Origin of the sequence: uncultured Lacinutrix sp., from assembly GCF_947500605.1 — a bacterium.
GTDB lineage: Bacteria > Bacteroidota > Bacteroidia > Flavobacteriales > Flavobacteriaceae > Lacinutrix.
Map to the genome: position 1 here is coordinate 69,688 of NZ_CANMSJ010000011.1, position 18,726 is coordinate 88,413.

Sequence of the window (18,726 nt, forward strand, 5' to 3'; positions counted from 1 at the left end):
TGAAGCATTAACATTTAAATAAAAGAAAGTAGATGAATTTCTCTGAAATAGAAAAGAAAATAGAAGCGAATAAAGCTTTAGATTTTGGTACAATTTTTAACAAGTCGATAGAGTTGTTTAAGAAAAGTTGGATGCACGGACTATCTGTGCAATTAATAGCATTTGTAATTATAATTCCTTTTATCTTAATATTTTATATTCCATTTGTAGTTGCCTTGGTTGGAAGCTCGGAAAACGGACAAATGAATCCAGAGGATTTGTCTATGCTTATGGGAGGTTTTTCTATTGTCTATATGGGATTATTTATTATAGGTATTTTATTACTTAGTGTTGTAACAGTTGCAATGCGTGCAGCATTTTTTAAAGATTTAGGAGCAATAGATAGAGGAGAGGCAGTAAGTTTTAAGTCGTTATTCTATTTTTTTAAAGCACCTTATTTAACTAATATCTTTCTGTTAATGTTAGCGAGTATGGCAATTTCAATTGTAGCAATGTTATTATGTTATTTGCCTTTGTTTTATGTTATGGTACCAATGTCGTTTTTTACTGTAATTTTTGCATTTAATCCAGAATTAACGGTTTCAGAAATTATTAAGTTAAGTTTTAAAATAGGACACAAGAAATGGCTAATTACTTTTGGATTAGTAATTATTTCTTCATTATTAGCATCTATGGTAGGGATGTTAATGTGTGGAATAGGAATTGTTGTTACAGCAGCTTTCGCAGACCATCCGTTATACTTTATATATAAAGAAGTTATAGGGGAAGATACTGTTGATTCTGTCGAGAAAATAGGTCTTGAATAAATTGTAAAAAGCCTTGTTTTTCAAGGCTTTTTATTTGGTATATATATAGGTGTATAGTATTTTAATTAGGTTCATATATTTTTTTTGCTATACCTTTGCACTCATAAAAAATGAAAAATGGCTAAGAATTTAGTAATAGTTGAGTCACCTGCGAAAGCGAAAACAATAGAGAAATTCCTTGGAAAAGACTTTAAAGTAGAATCGAGTTATGGACACATTTCCGATTTGCCTTCTAAAGAATTAGGTGTAGATGTAGATGGTGATTTTGACCCAAAATATGAAGTATCTTCAGATAAAAAAGCAGTTGTAAAAAAACTGAAAGATTTAGCGAAAAAAGCAGAAATGGTTTGGTTGGCTAGTGATGAGGATAGAGAAGGTGAGGCTATTGCTTGGCACTTGGCTGAGTCTTTAGGTTTGGTTAAAGAGAAAACAAAACGTATTGTTTTTCATGAGATTACTAAAGCAGCAATACAAAAAGCAGTAGAGAACCCTAGACAGATAGATTACGATTTAGTAGATGCACAGCAAGCACGTCGTGTATTAGATAGAATTGTAGGTTACGAGTTGTCTCCAGTATTATGGAGAAAGGTAAAAGGTGGTTTATCTGCAGGACGAGTACAATCGGTTTCAGTAAGATTGATTGTAGAGCGTGAAAAAGAAATTAATGAGTTTAAAGCAGAAGCATCTTATAGAATTGATGCCGAGTTTTCAAATGAAGAAGGACAATCGTTTAAAGCAAAATTGCCAAAATCGATTAAAACAAAAGCAGAAGCGTTAAAGTTTTTAGAGCAAAACGCAAATACAACGTTTAAGGTTTCAGATCTTGAGAAGAAACCAGCAAAAAAATCACCTTCTGCACCATTTACAACTTCAACATTACAACAGGAAGCATCGCGTAAATTATATTTTTCAGTAAGTAAAACCATGACTATGGCACAGCGTCTATACGAAGCCGGTTTAATTACTTATATGAGAACAGATAGTGTAAACTTATCTAACGAAGCTAAACAAGGAGCAGCAAAAGAAATTATTGATGCTTACGGAAAAGAATACGCAAAAGAACGTAATTATAAAGGAAAGTCTAAAGGAGCGCAAGAAGCTCACGAAGCAATTAGACCTACAAATTTTGCAGTACACACTGCTGGGCTAGATTACGACCAAACAAGATTATACGAGTTAATTTGGAAACGTGCTATTGCATCACAAATGAGCGAAGCAAAATTAGAACGTACCAATGTAAAAATAAATGCAGCCTCACATAAGCAAACGTTTACTGCAAATGGAGAGGTGATTACTTTTGATGGATTTTTAAAAGTCTATTTAGAAGGTACAGATGATGAAGATTTAGAGCAGCAAGAAGGAATGTTACCAGCAATGAAAATTGGTGAAACATTATTGAATAATAATATTACAGCTACCGAGCGTTACACAAGAGCACCTTATAGATTTACAGAAGCATCACTTGTAAAGAAATTAGAAGAACTTGGTATTGGTAGACCGTCTACTTATGCACCAACAATTTCTACTATTCAAAATAGAAACTACGTTGAAAAAGGAACTGTTGAAGGTGTAGAACGTAATTATACACAATTGGTTCTTGAAAGCGGAAGTGTAAAAGATAATTTACTTACAGAAAAAGTAGGTTCAGATAAAGGGAAATTAGTGCCAACGGATATTGGTATTATTGTAACTAATTTCTTAGTCAACCATTTCCAAAGTATATTAGATTATAGTTTTACCGCGAATGTGGAAGATCAGTTTGATGATATTGCAGATGGTAAAGCAGATTGGAAAGATGTGATGAAAGCTTTTTATAAAGATTTTCATCCAAGAGTTATTGATGTACAAGAAAATGCAGAAAGAGAATCTGGAGAACGTATTTTAGGTGAGGATCCTAAAACTGGAAAGCGTGTAAGTGTGCGTTTAGGGAAATTTGGACCAATGGTGCAAATGGGAATGAGCGACGATGAAGAAGGGCCAACTTATGCAAGTTTAAGTCCAGATCAACAATTAGGAAGTATCACTTTTGAAGAAGCTATGGATTTATTTCAGCTTCCTAAAAATTTAGGAACTTTCGAAGATCTTGAAGTTGCTGTAAATAATGGTCGTTTTGGACCGTATGTGAAATTTGGAGAAACCTATGTTTCATTACCAAAAGGTACAGATCCATTAACAGTAGAATTGGATGATGCAATTGTATTAATAAAAGAGAAGCAAAAAGCAGATGCTCCTATATATACCTATAAGGACTTGCCTGTGCAAAAAGGAAAAGGACGTTTTGGACCATTTATAAAGTGGAACAATATGTTTATTAATGTGAATAAAAAATACGATTGGGATAATTTATCAGATGATGATATTGTTGAATTAATTGAAGTTAAGATTCAAAAAGAGATCGACAAGGTTATTCATAATTGGGAAGATGAAGGTATTCGTGTAGAAAAAGCACGTTGGGGAAGATTTAATATTTTACAAGGAAAGGTTAAAATTGAACTTCCTAAAACAACAGATGCACCAGCCTTGACTTTAGAAGAGGTGAAAGCTATTCTGGAAAAGAACGCACCAAAGAAAAAAGCTACTAAAAAGAAACCTGCTGCAAAGAAAAAAACAGCAGCAAAGAAGAAAACTACAGCTAAGAAAACAACTGCAAAAAAGAAATAATATATGAACTTTAATTTTTTGTCGCCAGTTTCAGATGCCGTTTTAGCACATAACGAGTTGTTATCAATGCAGGCGTTAGGACGAAAATTGAAAATTCATTCTGAGCAGCAAGGAATTCCCGATTTAAAAGGTGTTTCAATTGCTATTGTAGGTGTTTTAGAAAATAGAAACGATACTAATTATATAGGTGAAGAATTTCAGCTAAATGAAATAAGGAAGTCTTTTTACGCTTTATTTCCTGGAATTTGGGATACTGCTATTGCCGATTTAGGTGATATTAATAGAGGGGAATCTGTAGAAGACACCTATTTCGCTCTAAAAACAACTGTCTCTATTTTAATTCAGAAAAAAATCATTCCTGTTATATTGGGAGGGAGTCAAGATTTAACTTATCCTATTTATCGAGCTTACGATAATTTAATGCCAATGGTAAATATCGTGAATGTAGATTCACGTTTCGACCTTGGCGATTCTGCTAAACCTATTAAAAATGATAGTTTTATTGGTAAAATAATACTAGATGAGCCTTATAATTTATTTAATTATGCTGCTTTAGGCTATCAAACCTATTTTAATTCTCAAGAAGAAATAGATTTAATGGAACGCTTGTATTTTGAAGCGTATCGTCTTGGAGAGGTCTCTAACGACATTACACTTGCAGAACCGGTTATGAGAGATGCAAATGTAGTAAGTATAGACTTGGGCGCTGTAAAGGCTTCTGAGGTGAGTTTAAAACAAAGGTTGTCTCCAAATGGTTTAGATGGAAAAGAAATTTGCGCCATTGCTCGCTATGCAGGAATAAGTAATAAAGTATCTGCGTTTGGTATATTTGAGTATAAACCTTCTTATGATGATGAAGTTACAGCAATGTTAATTTCTCAAATGATATGGTATTTTATCGAAGGTGTAAATTGTCGAGTAAAAGATGACGACTTTTTAGATGATAATAATCATCAAAAATTCACTACTTTAGCTGACGCTGAAGAATTGGTGTTTTATAAAAGCACTAAAACTGGAAGATGGTGGGTAGAAATACCTTTTTTAGCAAATGTTAATAATAAATTAAAAAAGCATACGTTATTACCTTGCACGCACAAAGATTATTTAGATGCATGCAATGGTAAGCTGCCTGATAGGTGGTATAAGGCGTATCAAAAGAATAACGTATAATTATTGGAAATCATTCAATTTAAATTGTTCACAAATCGTTTAAAAGTAATTTTAACACGATAAGGTGTCTTTTTTTTTCCTTTAAAAGTTGTTTTTTAAAAAATATATAAATATGTTTACGCTCTTAAAAATTAGGAGTATATAATTAACCTCGAGTTTATAATGAATATGAAGAAGTTTTTATTAATAACAGTAGTCTTAACGCTTTTAGCCAGTTGTGGTTCTAGTGATAAAGGTCAATTAGTTGGTGTTAAAGGGAAAAAGTGGCATCCAGAGAAGCCTTATGGTATGACTTTGGTTCCTGGTGGAGCCTTTATAATGGGTAAAGCTGGAGATGATTTAGCTGGTATTCAAGATGCACCTTCAAAAACCGTAACGGTTAGAGCATTTTACATGGACGAAACAGAAATCACAAATAGTGAGTACCGTGAGTTTGTAGAATGGGTAAGAGATTCTACTATAAGAACTAAGTTAGCTATTTTAGCTGACGAAATAGGAGAAGTTCCTGGTAATGGAGGTGTTGGTGAATTTGCTTTTAAAGATGCAGATCCAGAAAACATGACTCCTTACGAGCAATATATGTTAGATAACTATAGTGGTCTTGGAGAAACAGGATTCGAGGGAAGAAAATTAAATCGCGATGTAGAGTTATTTTTCGATACTGCAGAATATCCAGATGAATACTACGTAGAGGTTATGGATACTATGTACTTGCCAATCGAAGAGTCTTATAACGGTCAACGTACTTGGGATGTAACTAAATTCAAGTTCCAGTATTCTTACATGGATATTGAAAAAGCAGCAAAAAACAAAAACTTACGTCGTAAAGATGTTATTATAAAAGAAGAAGTAGAAATCTATCCAGATACTACTGCTTGGATTAGAGATTTTGCTTACTCTTATAATGAGCCAATGCATAACGATTATTTCTGGCATGATGCTTATGGAGATTACCCAGTAGTTGGTGTGTCTTGGAAGCAAGCTAAAGCTTTTTGCCAATGGAGAACATTAAAGCATAATTCTTACAGAAAAGAAAAGAAAAGACATTACGTAAATTCTTACCGTTTACCTTCAGAAGCAGAATGGGAATATGCGGCAAGAGGTGGATTGCAAGCAGCAGATTACCCTTGGGGAGGACCATACACTAAAAACGACAGAGGTTGTTTTATGGCTAACTTTAAACCATTACGTGGAGATTATGCAGCAGATCAAGCATTATATACTGTAGAAGCTGATGCTTTCGAGCCTAACGATTTCAACTTATATAATATGGCTGGTAACGTATCAGAATGGGTAAACGCATCTTACGATCCAGGTTCTTACGAGCATATGTCAACAATTAATCCAAGTGTAAACGAAGCTAGTAACCAACGTAAAGTTGTTAGAGGTGGATCATGGAAAGATGTTGCATACTTCTTACAAGTAAGTTCAAGAGATTATGAATATGCAGATTCTGCAAGAAGTTATATTGGCTTTAGAACAGTTCAAGATTATATGGGAACTGAAGTTACAGCTAATTCAAGAAGATAATTAACTCTACTAAAAATAATTATAAATTAACAACTAAAAACTAAAACTTAGAAATTATGGCACAAAAAGGTAAAATCACAGTAACTAATATGGTCTACGGACTTGGAGCAGCATTAGTAATCGTTGGAGCTTTATTCAAAATTCAACACTGGCCTTGGGCTTCAGAAATATTAACAATTGGTATGATTGTAGAAGCTTTAGTATTTACATATTCTGCATTCGAAAGACAATCTTCAGATTTAGATTGGTCTCTAGTATACCCAGAATTAGCAGGAGGAGTTACTACAACTAAAAAAGCGCTTAAAAAAGAAGAGCCTAAAGATGCTGAAGGTTTATTATCTAAAAAATTAGACAACTTATTAAAAGATGCTAAAATTGATGGTGAATTAATGGCAAGCTTAGGTAACAGTATTAAAAACTTTGAAGGAGCTGCTAAAGGAATCTCTCCTACAGTAGATGCAATGGCTGCACAAAAGAAGTATGGAGAAGAAATGACTCTTGCTGCTGCACAAATGGAATCTTTAAATAGTTTATATAAAGTACAAATGGAATCTGCTAGTCGTCAAGCAACGATTAATGAAGAGTCTGTAGAAAATGCAAACAAATTAAAAGAGCAAATGCAATCTTTAGCATCTAACTTATCTTCTTTAAACGGAGTATATGGTGGAATGTTAACTGCAATGAATAAAAACTAATTAGTAATTAGTATAACTAATATTAATAAATTAAAAACTAATTAGACATGGCAGGAGGAAAAGCATCATCAAGGCAAAAAATGATTAACTTGATGTATTTAGTATTTATCGCAATGATGGCGATGAATATGTCAAAAGAAGTATTATCAGCATTTGGATTAATGGAAGCTAAGTTTTCTACTTCAAATACAGATACTTCAGAAAGAAATGCTGCTTTATTAGCAGATTTAGAGAAAAAGGGAGAAGAGAAACCAGAAGAATTTCAAGTTCCTGCAACTAAAGCTAAGCAAATTAGTATTGCTTCTCAAAAGTTCTACGATTACTTAGAGTCTTTAAAGAACGAATTAATTAAAAAAGGTGAGTATAAAATCGATCCTGAGACTGGTAAATTACCTTTCGAAGCGATGGATAAAACTGATATCTTAGATGAAATGTGGTTTACAGGAGACCGTTTATCTAAGCCAGGTGAAGCTGTAATGGCTAAAATTGAAGCTTATAAAGCAGAAGTTAGTGACATCTTAGGAAAAGATGTTAAAGCTAGTAAAGCTTTAAAAAGTTTTCAAGATTTATTTGATACTTCAAAGCAAAAAAACAAGGACGGTAAACAAATCGATTGGTTAGATTATCACTTTAAAGGTTTCCCAGCAATTGCATCTTTTACAAAATTAACAGCAATACAAAATGATGTTAAAGTAACTGAAGCTAACTTAATGAATTACTATTTAGGTAATGTATTAACAGATGCAGTTTCTCTTAACAAGTATCAAGCAATTATTTTAGCTGATAAGTCTGCATTTTTCGCAGGTGAAAAGTTTCAAGGTAAAGTAGTAATTGGAAAATACGCAAAAGTTGCTCCAACAAAATTAAACGTTCAAGGAAAAGAGATTGATTTATCTAAAGCAATCGATTCTACTGGAGCTGCAACATTAGATTTTAATGTTGGTAATGTAGGTGAGCATGATATTAAAGGTAAATTTACTTTCTTAGAAGACGGTAAGCCTTTAGAAATTGATATTAAAGGAAACTACGTTGTAGTACCTAGACCGAATTCTGCTACTATTTCTGCAGATAAAATGAATGTAGTTTATCGTGGTGTATCTAACCCAATGACTATTTCTTTTGCTGGTGTTCCAGATAATAAAGTATCTGCTTCAGGTTCTGGATTATCTAAAGCTGGTAAAGCAGGTAAATATAACATGGTGCCATCTTCTGGTAAAGAAGTAACTATTAATGTAAGTGCAACTTTAGATGATGGATCAAAAGCATCTGATAAAGCAGTATTTAGAATTAAAGATATTCCTAAGCCAACAGGTCAAATGGCAGGTAAAGAGTCAGGAAGACTTCCAAGAGCTAATGTTGCTGCAGGTACAGTTAAAGCAGTATTATTAGATTTCGATTTCGATTTACCATTAACGGTTACTGGATTTAAAGTAAAAGTACCAGGACAACCAAGTATTACTGTAAGCGGTAACAAAATGAATGGTCAAGCTAAAGCAGCGATCAATAAAGCACGAAGAGGTGATGCAATTCAGATTTTTGAAATTAAATCAAGATCTACAGGTCCAAAAATGAAGCCAGCATCTCCAATAGTTATAGAGTTATCTAACTAAAAATAACTTTATAAGTAAATTAATAAAAAAAGAAGAAACAAATGAATTATAAATCTTTATTAGCAGTCGTATGTGGAGTACTTATCTCTTCTAGCGCATTTGCTCAAGCTAACATTTTAAACGCTAAATCTCCTGAAGAGATAGGTGTGAGAACTGAAGAACAAAAAGCTTTAGACAACGATAAACCATTAGAGTATGGTTATGTTGATGATAGAGATATTATGTTCGCTAAAATGACTTGGGAAAAAGTAGTATTAGATGAGCGTGTTAACTTTCCATTGTACTATCCTGTGGATACTAACAATATCGGAAGCAACAGACGTTCTCTTTACGATGTTTTAACAAAGGCTATAGCTGAAGGTAAAATAGAAAACGTTTATAACGATTCTTATTTTAGCGCTAAGCGTACAGCAAAAGAAATGATAGACATAACTACTAAGATAGATACTCTAGATTACGGTTATGATCAATTTAATGCTGAAGGTCGTGTTGATCCAGAATACATTACCAAAACAGAGATTTCTTCTTATCATGTAAGTGCATACCTTATTAAAGGATTATGGTATTTCGATAAGCGTCAAGGTGAATTAAAATACCGTTTATTAGGACTTGCACCTGCAGCTCCAGATGTAAACTTTTTAGATTCTGACGATGCTGCTAATAGCGAGCCTAATCCATTATTTTGGGTATTCTTTCCAGATGCTAGAGAAGTATTGCATGAAGCAAAATCTTTCAACGCTAAAAACAGTGCTATACCATTTTCTTTCGATCACATATTAAACGCACGTCGTTTTAATGGTGTAATTACAAGAGAAGAAAATGTATTTGGAGATCGTAAAGTTGAAGATTATGTTGCTGAAAATGCATTAATGCAACTTTTAGAATCTGAAAGGATTAAAGAAAAAATAAGAAACTTCGAATTAGATATGTGGTCATACTAATTAGAAACACTTAATATATTTTAAAACGCTCACTTTTACTAGTGAGCGTTTTTTTTGTTTAATACAGTAGACATAATTTTCTTATTTACAGAAAATGAAATAAACTTAACTTATTATTCAAAAATAAAAGACAGATTAATTTTACCTTTACAGAATGAAAGTAGATTACATAATAGTAGGTTGTGGATTAGCAGGGATTGCCTTTTCCGAGCAGTTATTGGAGAATAATAAAACGTTTGTAGTATTAGATGATAATTCCCAACAATCGTCTACAGTTGCTGGCGGACTTTATAATCCAGTTACTTTAAAACGTTTTACACCTGTTTGGCAAAGCAAAGAACAATTAGCTTTAGCTCTACCAATGTATACTAAAATTGAAAAAAGACTAAATGTTAAATTAGACTACAAGGTTCCTGTTAGAAAACGTTTTACTTCTTTAGAAGAGCAAAACAATTGGTTTGCAAGATCGGATCGTGAAGGACTTTCAGATTATATGTCTTTAAATATTTATAAAAACGATAATCAATATATTAATTCAGAATTTGGTTTTGGTGAAGTTTTAGAAACAGGTAGAATTGATACTAAATTATTAATTTCAGAATATAAAAAAGATTTAAAATCTAAACTGTTACTAATTGAAGAAGCTATTGACTATAATTTAATTCAATTCGAAGAAGAGTCATTAGTTTATAAAAATATTTCAGCAAGAGAAATTGTTTTTGCCGAAGGTTATGGAATTAAACAGAATCCATTTTTTAATACATTACCATTAGAAGGTAGTAAAGGAGAATTAGTAACTATAAAAGCACCTGATTTAAATTTAGATTACGTTTTAAAATCTAGTGTGTTTATTATTCCATTAGGTAATGATATTTACCGTATTGGTTCTACTTACGAACGAACAGATAAAACTAATATCATTACAGAAGAAGCTAAAGAAGAACTGTTAAATAAGCTAAAAACGCTAATTACTTGTGATTTTGAAGTAGTAGATCAAGTTGCAGGTATAAGGCCAACAGTTAAAGATAGAAGACCTTTAGTTGGTAAGCATCCAAGACATAAGAACATAGCTGTATTAAATGGTTTAGGAACAAGAGGAGTAATGATTGGACCTTATGTTGCAAAACAACTTTTTAACCACATTGAAAGTAATTCTAGTTTAGATAATGAAATAGATATTACTCGATTTGTTAACCAATAGTCATTATTTTTTTTCCTTTTTAGCTAAAGATTTATCATAATTCATAAATATATTAATCCATATATTTCTTGATAACCTAATAATAACCGGATAGAATACTACTAACGAAGCTACAATTGCTATCATAGCAGTATTAAGAGAACTGTTTAAAAACAAATAGCTAATTACAAAAGCAGCTACAGCAAAAGCAATACCAACACCATAACTTACATACATAGAGCCATAAAAGAATGAAGGTTCCATTTTGTATTTAGTACCACAATTACTACAATTTTCATGCATGCTAAAAATTTCTGTAAGCGCATAAGGATTTTTATTTTTGTACATAGATTCCTCATGGCACTTTGGGCAAACACCTGTAAATATTCCGTAGAGTTTAGATCCTTTATTAAACATATAATTTGTGTACTTTTGCAGTCGTTAAACAATAAAACAAAGTTAAACAATACCGTTTAATTTTGTGTAACATAAGTCACAAATCAATGCTAAACATTCATAATCTATCTATTTCATTTCAAGGAGAATACCTTTTTGAAGACATTACTTTTAAATTAGGGAATGGAGACCGAGTAGGACTTATAGGAAAAAACGGAGCAGGTAAATCTACAATGCTTAAAATCTTATCTAAAGAATTAGAGCCAGATTCTGGTCAGATTGCAGGAGATAAGGATATGAAAATAGGGTTTTTAAAACAAGACATCGATTTTGTTTTGGGAAGAACTGTTTTAGAGGAATCTTACCAAGCGTTTGTAGAGATTAAAGCATTAGAATCTCAAATGGAGATTATAAACACGCAGCTTGCTACAAGAACAGATTACGAAAGCGAAGGTTATAATCAAATAATGATTGATTTAAACGAAGCGCAACACCAATACGAAATCTTAGGAGGTTACAATTATCAAGGTGAAACCGAAAAAATTCTTCAAGGTTTAGGTTTTAAACGCGAAGATTTCGATAAGTTAACAGATACCTTCTCTGGTGGATGGAGAATGCGTATTGAATTGGCTAAATTATTACTTCAAAATAACGATGTATTACTTCTCGATGAGCCAACAAACCACTTAGATATAGAATCTATTATTTGGTTAGAAGGCTTTTTAAGAAATTATGCTGGAGCAGTAGCGATTGTATCTCACGATAAAATGTTTTTAGATAATGTAACCAATAGAACTATAGAAATCTCTTTAGGTCGTATTTACGATTATCCAAAACCATACACTAAGTATTTAGTTTTACGTGAAGAATTAAGAACACAGCAATTAGCTTCACAAAAGAATCAGCAAAAACAGATCGAGCAGACCGAAAAGCTTATAGAAAAGTTTAGAGCAAAAGCATCTAAAGCAACTATGGCGCAATCGCTTATTAAAAAACTTGATAAAATAGATAGAATAGAGGTAGACGAAGATGATAATAGTGTAATGACACTTAATTTTCCGGTTTCTATTACGCCAGGTAAAATAGTGGTTGAGACTAATGCTATTTCAAAAAATTATGGTGAAAAACAAGTCTTAACTAACATCGATTTATTAATTGAACGTAATGCAAAAACAGCTTTTGTTGGGCAAAACGGTCAAGGTAAATCTACATTAGCTAAAATTTTAGTTGGTGATATTCAACATGATGGTTCTCTTAAATTGGGTCATAATGTACAAATAGGATACTTTGCACAAAATCAAGCAGAATATTTAGACGGAAGTAAAACTGTTTTAGATACCATGATTGATGCTGCAAACGAAACGAATAGAAGTAAGGTTCGAGATATTTTAGGATCGTTTTTATTCCGTGGATCGGAAGCCGAAAAGTATGTAAGAGTACTTTCTGGTGGTGAGCGTAACCGTTTAGCTTTAGCTAAATTAATGTTGCAGCCATTTAATGTACTTATAATGGATGAGCCTACTAACCACTTAGATATTAAGTCTAAAAATGTTTTAAAAGAAGCGCTTCAACGTTTTGAAGGAACACTTATTTTAGTATCTCACGATAGAGATTTTCTTCAAGGTTTAACTTCTACGGTTTACGAATTTAAAGATGAAAAGCTAACGAAGTATTTAGGAGATATAGATTATTACCTAGATAAACGTCAAGTTGATAATTTACGAGAAGTAGAAAAACGTACCGTTAAAAAAGAAGCACCCAAAGAAAAAAACAAACAATCTTACGAAGACCAAAAGAAAGAAAAATCGCTTAATAATAAATTAAGTAATACTGAATCTAAAATAAATCAGTTAGAAAAAGAAATCAAAGAGATAGATGTGGAATTAGCTACTAATTATGATGAGACTGTAGCTAAACCTAATTTCTTTGAAAACTACCAAGCTAAAAAAGATAAGCTTGAGAAATTGATGGGAAATTGGGAGGAAATCACTTTACAATTAGAGGATTACAGTTAATAGCTTTTTAAGTTTTTTTTAACGTTTAGCGGTTAAACTATAGACTAATTTTGCGGTCTTACTATTTAAAACCGGACCAATGCGCAAAATTATACTATCTATTGTTGGCATATTGCTAATAATAGGCTCTTTTTTATTTGCTAAAAAGTTAATAGCAGATAAAAATAAACCAAAGCCTGTACAGGCAAAAGTTGTAAAAACAGTATTTATAGATACTGTACAAAATAGTACAATTCCAATAGTAATTGCTGCAAATGGTAAGCTTGAAGCTAAGCGTCGTCTAGAGCTTTATGCAGAGGTTCAAGGCATTTTTAAAACTGGAAATAAATTATTTAAGCCAGGTCAAGAATATAGAGCCGGACAAACGTTAATTAAAATTGACGCAGCAGAATATTACGCAAGCGTGCAATCTTCAAAAAGTAACTTGTATAATTCTATAGCTGCAATTATGCCAGATTTGCGTTTAGATTTTCCAGATATCTTTGATAAATGGCAAAACTATCTTAATAGTTTCGATTTAAATAAAACAACACCAAAATTACCAGAAATGACTTCCGATAAGGAAAACTACTTCATTACTGGTAGAAGTATCGTGTCTAATTACTACAATGTTAAAACTCAAGAACAGCGTTTAGCTAAGTATTATATCTCAGCTCCATTTTCTGGAATATTAACAGAGGCTTTGGTAACCGAAGGTACTTTAATTAGAAGCGGACAAAAACTTGGAGAGTATATAGATCCTTCAGTTTACGAAATGGAAGTTGCAATTAGTAAAACCTTTGCCAACCTACTTAAGGTAGGAGAAGAAGTTGCTTTAAATAATTTGGATAAAACCGAAAGCTATAAAGGAAAAGTATCTCGTATAAACGGAAGTATAGATCCTACTACACAAACAATTACAGCATACATTGAAGTTAAAAACGCAAGCCTAAAAGAAGGCATGTATTTAGAAGCTAATTTAAATGCAAAAGAAGAAGTTGATGCTATAGAAATAGATAGAAATCTATTACTAGAAAGCCAACAAGTATATGTGGTTAAAGATAGTTTACTAGATGTACTTGATGTAAAGCCTGTTTATTTTTCTGATACAAAAGTGGTATTAAAAAATGTCCCTAACGGAACAGTTATACTTAAAAAGCCAGTTCCAGGCGCTTATGCAGGAATGCTAGTTAAACCTTTTGAAGACAAACCAGAAGCTAAAGACCAACAGTAAACATGAGAAAACTTATAGCTTATTTTATTAAGTACCATGTAGCGGTTAATATCTTTATTATTGCTTTCTGTATTTTTGGTTACCTTGGTGTAACATCACTAAAATCATCATTTTTTCCATTAGTAGATTCTAAAATAATTAACGTAAACGTTACTTATCCAGGAGCATCACCTCAAGAAATAGAGGAAGGTATTGTGCTTCAAATAGAAGATAATTTAAAAGGATTAAAAGGAATAGACCGTGTAACGTCTGTGTCTAGAGAAAACAGTGGAACTATTACTGTAGAAATAGAAAAAGACGAGAATATTGACTTCATGTTGCTTGAAGTTAAAAACGCTGTAGATCGTGTACCTTCTTTTCCATCAGGAATGGAGCCTTTGGTAGTTGCAAAACAAGAAGCGGTTAGAGAGACGATTTCGTTTGCTTTAAGTGGAGAAAACATTCCACTTGCTACTTTAAAACAAATTGGTAGAGATGTAGAAAACGATTTAAGAGCCATAGATGGTATTTCGCAAATAGATATCTCAGGTTATCCTGCAGAAGAAATTGAAATTGCGGTAAACGAAACGAGTTTACTTGCTTTTAATCTTACATTTAATGAGGTTTCTCAAGCAGTTAGCAGAACTAATATTTTAACAACTGGAGGAACTATAAAAACAGATGCTGAGGAGTATCTTATTAGAGCAAATAACCGTTCGTATTATGGAGATGAACTTTCTAATATAGTCGTTCGTGCTTCAGCCGATGGTAAAGTGGTGCGCTTAAAAGATGTTGCTATTATTCGTGATCGCTTTTCAGAAACACCAAATGCGACATACTTCAATCAAAAGTTATCAATAAACGTTTCTGTAACAAGTACTAATACCGAAGATTTAATTACTTCGGCAGATAAAGTAAAAGAGTATATAGAAGGTTACAACCAAAAGCATAATAATGTACAATTAGATGTGGTTCGTGATTTATCTAAAACACTAAACCAACGTACAGATCTTTTAACCGAGAATGCGATAGTAGGAATGTTATTGGTATTAATATTTTTATCCTTATTCTTAAATATGCGTTTAGCGTTTTGGGTGGCCTTTGGTTTACCTATTTCGTTTTTAGGAATGTTTATTTTTGCAGGACAGTTTGATGTTACAATTAACGTTTTATCACTTTTCGGAATGATTATCGTTATCGGAATATTAGTAGATGACGGTATTGTTATTGCCGAAAACATCTACCAGCATTACGAAAAAGGAAAATCTCCTGTAGATGCAGCGATTGATGGCACAATGGAAGTAATTCCTCCAGTAGTTTCTGCAATTATAACTACGCTTTTAGCATTTTCATTATTCTTATTTTTAGATAGTAGAATTGGAGAGTTTTTTGGTGAAGTATCCGTAATTGTTATACTTACATTAGTTGTTTCTTTAGTTGAAGCTTTAATTATACTTCCTGCACATTTAGCACATTCTAAAGCATTAAGAAAGCCTGTTGTAGAAGAGAATCCTTCAAAAATTAAGCAATTCTTTTCTAAAATGAGAGTCATTAATAAGGCTGGAGATAACTTCATGAACTTTTTACGAGATAAAATATATACACCTGCAATTACCTTCGTTTTAAATTTTAAATTACTCTCTTTGGGTGTTTTTGTAGCTTTATTAATTTTAACTTTTGGAGCCATTGGAGGTGGTGTTATAGGTGTTACAATGTTTCCATCTGTAGCTAGTGATAGAGTCTCTATAGAGTTGGATATGCCTAATGGTACCAACGAGAAAATTACAGATTCTATTATTTCTATGATTGAAGAAAAATCATTTATAGTTAATAAAGAGTTTACAGAGAAATATTTAAAAGGAACAGGTAAGCAATTATTCGAAAACACTATTTTAACTATAAACAGTAGTTCTAGTGCACGATTACAAATTAATATGTTACCTGGTGAAGAACGTCCAAATACTATTAAATCGTCATTAGTAACTAATAGATTAAGAGAATTAGTTGGTCCAGTTGTTGGTACGGAGCGTTTAATTTATGGTTCTGGTGGAAACTTTGGTGGAAGTCCAGTTTCGGTATCACTTTTAGGTAATAATATAGAAGAATTAAAAGCCGCTAAAATAGAGTTAAAGCAAGTTTTAGAATCTAATGTTTTACTTAAAGATGTTGAGGATAATGATCCAGCAGGAATTAAAGAAATACGAATAGAACTTAAAGAAAGTGCTTATTTACTAGGTTTAAATTTGAGTACTGTAATGGCACAGGTACGTTCTGGTTTCTTTGGTACACAGGCACAACGTTTTCAAAGAGGACAAGACGAAATTAGAGTTTGGGTACGTTACGATAGAAGCAATAGAGGGTCTATTAATGATTTAGACGAAATGCGAATAGTAACTCCAACTGGAGAACGTGTTACTTTAAAGGATATCGCCTTTTACACTATTGAAAGAGGAGATGTTGCTATAAACCACTTGGAAGGACAGCGTGAAATTAAAGTTTCGGCAGATTTAAAAGATCCAAATACTAGTACAGCAGATATTTTAGACGACTTAAAAAACATAACAATGGTTGAGTTGAAATCTAAATATCCAACCATTTCTGCATCTTTTGAAGGTCAAAATAGAGAAAAAGATAAGTTAATGAGTTCTTTGGGTAAAGCCGGAATTCCTATTCTATTTCTTATTTATATAGTAATTGCTTTTACTTTTAGAAGTTACAGTCAACCAATATTATTAATTTTATTAGTGCCATTTAGTTTAACAGCAGTTGCTTGGGGACACTGGATGCTTGGTTTCTCAGTTAATATATTATCACTATTAGGAATCATTGCCTTAATTGGTATTATGGTTAATGATGGCTTGGTACTTATTGGTAAATTTAATTCTAATTTAAAGGAAGGCTTAAAGTTTGATGAAGCCCTTTTAAATGCAGGGAAATCTCGATTTAGAGCCATATTTTTAACGTCTTTAACCACTATAGCTGGTTTAGCACCTTTACTTTTAGAAAAAAGTAGACAAGCACAGTTTTTAAAACCAATGGCAATTTCTATTTCCTTTGGTATCGCTTATGCAACAGTATTAACATTATTAGTTTTACCATTATTCTTGTCTTTTAGTAATAGTATTAAACAGAGAGGAAAATGGTTGTATACTGGAAAAGATGTGACAAAAGAAGAAGTAGAACGTGCTATTAAAGAACAAAATGAAGAGAATGAACATTAAATACAGTGTAGTTTTAGCAATCTTATTTTTCACTTCTTTAGTAAAAGCACAAAGTGTACTTACTCAAGAAGAAGCTATAAAGTTGACTTTAGAAAACAACTACGATATTAAAATAGCAAATAATGCTGTTGAAGTAGCAGAGAATAATACTAGTATTCTAAATTCAGGTTATTTGCCAACGCTTACAGGTAACGCTGGTGCAACATATAATTTAGATAATAACGAATCTGAGTTTTCTAATGGAACTAATACCGTTTTAAACGGAGCTGAAAGCGATAGGTATAATGCTTCACTAAGTTTAAACTACACCATTTTCGATGGTCTTGGGAGACAGTATAATTATAAAAGTTTAAAAGAGCAATATCAATTGTCCGAATTACAAGCTCGCGAAACCATAGAGAATACGGTAATCCAATTGTTTTCTGTGTATTATAATGTTTCTCAATCACTAGAAAACGTTTCGGCTTTAGAAGAAACGTTAAAGATTTCTAAGGATAGGTTAGTGAGAGCTGAGTATCAATTCGAATACGGACAAAACACAAAATTAGGTGTTTTAAATGCTGAAGTAGATATTGTAAACGATAGTATAAATCTAATAAACTCTAAACAACAATTGAAAAGCTCTAAACGCGATTTAAATGTTGTTTTAGGAAATGTTTTAGAAGATGATTTTACTGTAGAAACTGAAGTTGATTTTGCATTACAATTTATAAAAGATAGTTTATTTGATAAAGCTAAAACAAGAAATATAGCTTTATTACAAACCGAAAAAAATATAACTATTAGTCAATTAGCAATTAAGTCTAATAAATCTGCTTACCTACCAACAGTAGGTTTAGTTGGTACTTATGGTTGGAATAAAAACAATAACAATGCAGCAAGTTTTGTTGCAGTTTCTACAAATACAGGACTATCTGCAGGTTTAAATTTATCTTGGAATATTTTTGATGGAGGTAGTACAATTACTCGTGTTAGAAATGCTAAAATTAATTTAGAAACACAACAGCTACAAAAAGATAATATTTTAATAAGTATTACAAGAGAGTTTAATAATGTTTGGGACGATTTTACAAATAAGCTTGAAATTTATAATCTTCAAGAAAATAATATTGTAACGGCTCAAAATAATTTTAGCCGAACGCAAGAAAAATTTAAAATCGGTCAAGTAAATTCTATAGAGTTTAGACAAGCACAACTTAATTTACTTAATGCAGAGTTGAGTAAAAATCAAGCAAAGTTCGCTGCGAAATTAGCAGAATTAAGCCTATTACAATTAAGTGGAGAGTTGCTAAATGTTCAGTTTTAAAGA

13 protein-coding genes are annotated in these 18,726 nt (G+C 32.1%); 12 read left to right on the top strand and 1 reads right to left on the bottom strand.

Going from position 1 to position 18,726, the window contains the following annotated elements; all coding sequences use genetic code 11:
• Positions 1-32: 32 nt before the first annotated feature.
• The 8 genes from Q0935_RS14105 to Q0935_RS14140 all read left to right on the top strand — a co-directional run bounded on the left by Q0935_RS14105 (position 33) and on the right by Q0935_RS14140 (position 10,614).
• The gene (locus tag Q0935_RS14105; RefSeq protein WP_299253444.1) at positions 33-806 is read left to right on the top strand and encodes a hypothetical protein; all 774 of its coding nucleotides are present in this window, start codon (positions 33-35) and stop codon (positions 804-806) included.
• A 117-nt stretch (positions 807-923) separates the two neighbouring features.
• Positions 924-3,467 carry a type I DNA topoisomerase gene (gene topA / locus Q0935_RS14110; protein WP_299387513.1) on the top strand — a complete coding sequence of 848 codons (2,544 nt, stop codon included), beginning with the start codon at positions 924-926 and terminating at the stop codon, positions 3,465-3,467.
• A 3-nt stretch (positions 3,468-3,470) separates the two neighbouring features.
• On the top strand, positions 3,471-4,637 hold the full coding sequence (locus Q0935_RS14115; protein ID WP_299387517.1) for a formimidoylglutamase: 1,167 nt from the start codon (positions 3,471-3,473) through the stop codon (positions 4,635-4,637).
• Between the two features lie 168 nt (positions 4,638-4,805).
• Entirely contained in the window at positions 4,806-6,167 is a 1,362-nt protein-coding gene (gene gldK / locus Q0935_RS14120; protein WP_299387521.1) for a gliding motility lipoprotein GldK, read from the top strand.
• A gap of 56 nt (positions 6,168-6,223) precedes the next feature.
• Positions 6,224-6,862 (top strand): gliding motility protein GldL, encoded by a 639-nt coding sequence (gldL, locus tag Q0935_RS14125; protein WP_299253432.1) that lies wholly within the window; start codon positions 6,224-6,226, stop codon positions 6,860-6,862.
• 47 nt (positions 6,863-6,909) lie between these two features.
• Positions 6,910-8,472, top strand: coding sequence for a gliding motility protein GldM (gene gldM / locus Q0935_RS14130; RefSeq protein ID WP_299253429.1), 1,563 nt, complete (start codon positions 6,910-6,912; stop codon positions 8,470-8,472).
• A gap of 41 nt (positions 8,473-8,513) precedes the next feature.
• Positions 8,514-9,413 carry a gliding motility protein GldN gene (gene gldN, locus Q0935_RS14135; RefSeq protein WP_055435147.1) on the top strand — a complete coding sequence of 300 codons (900 nt, stop codon included), beginning with the start codon at positions 8,514-8,516 and terminating at the stop codon, positions 9,411-9,413.
• A gap of 154 nt (positions 9,414-9,567) precedes the next feature.
• A complete protein-coding gene (locus Q0935_RS14140) occupies positions 9,568-10,614 on the top strand; it encodes an FAD-binding oxidoreductase (RefSeq protein WP_299387533.1) in 1,047 nt (348 codons plus the stop codon).
• Between the two features lie 3 nt (positions 10,615-10,617).
• Here the strand turns inward: Q0935_RS14140 and Q0935_RS14145 are convergent, their stop codons facing one another.
• Positions 10,618-11,010 carry a DUF983 domain-containing protein gene (locus Q0935_RS14145; protein ID WP_299387535.1) on the bottom strand — a complete coding sequence of 131 codons (393 nt, stop codon included), beginning with the start codon at positions 11,008-11,010 and terminating at the stop codon, positions 10,618-10,620.
• An 86-nt stretch (positions 11,011-11,096) separates the two neighbouring features.
• Here Q0935_RS14145 and Q0935_RS14150 point away from each other — a divergent pair, with 86 nt between their 5' ends.
• From Q0935_RS14150 to Q0935_RS14165, 4 genes are all read left to right on the top strand, one after another.
• Positions 11,097-13,004 carry an ABC-F family ATP-binding cassette domain-containing protein gene (locus tag Q0935_RS14150; protein ID WP_299387539.1) on the top strand — a complete coding sequence of 636 codons (1,908 nt, stop codon included), beginning with the start codon at positions 11,097-11,099 and terminating at the stop codon, positions 13,002-13,004.
• Positions 13,005-13,083: 79 nt separating this feature from the next.
• Positions 13,084-14,217: an HlyD family efflux transporter periplasmic adaptor subunit gene (locus Q0935_RS14155; protein WP_299387543.1), complete on the top strand. Its 1,134-nt coding sequence runs from the start codon at positions 13,084-13,086 to the stop codon at positions 14,215-14,217.
• A 2-nt stretch (positions 14,218-14,219) separates the two neighbouring features.
• Positions 14,220-17,417 (top strand): efflux RND transporter permease subunit, encoded by a 3,198-nt coding sequence (locus Q0935_RS14160; protein WP_299387545.1) that lies wholly within the window; start codon positions 14,220-14,222, stop codon positions 17,415-17,417.
• Positions 17,407-18,723, top strand: coding sequence for a TolC family protein (locus Q0935_RS14165; RefSeq protein ID WP_299387547.1), 1,317 nt, complete (start codon positions 17,407-17,409; stop codon positions 18,721-18,723). Before Q0935_RS14160 ends, Q0935_RS14165 begins: the two co-directional genes overlap by 11 nt.
• The last annotated feature ends 3 nt before the right edge of the window (positions 18,724-18,726 follow it).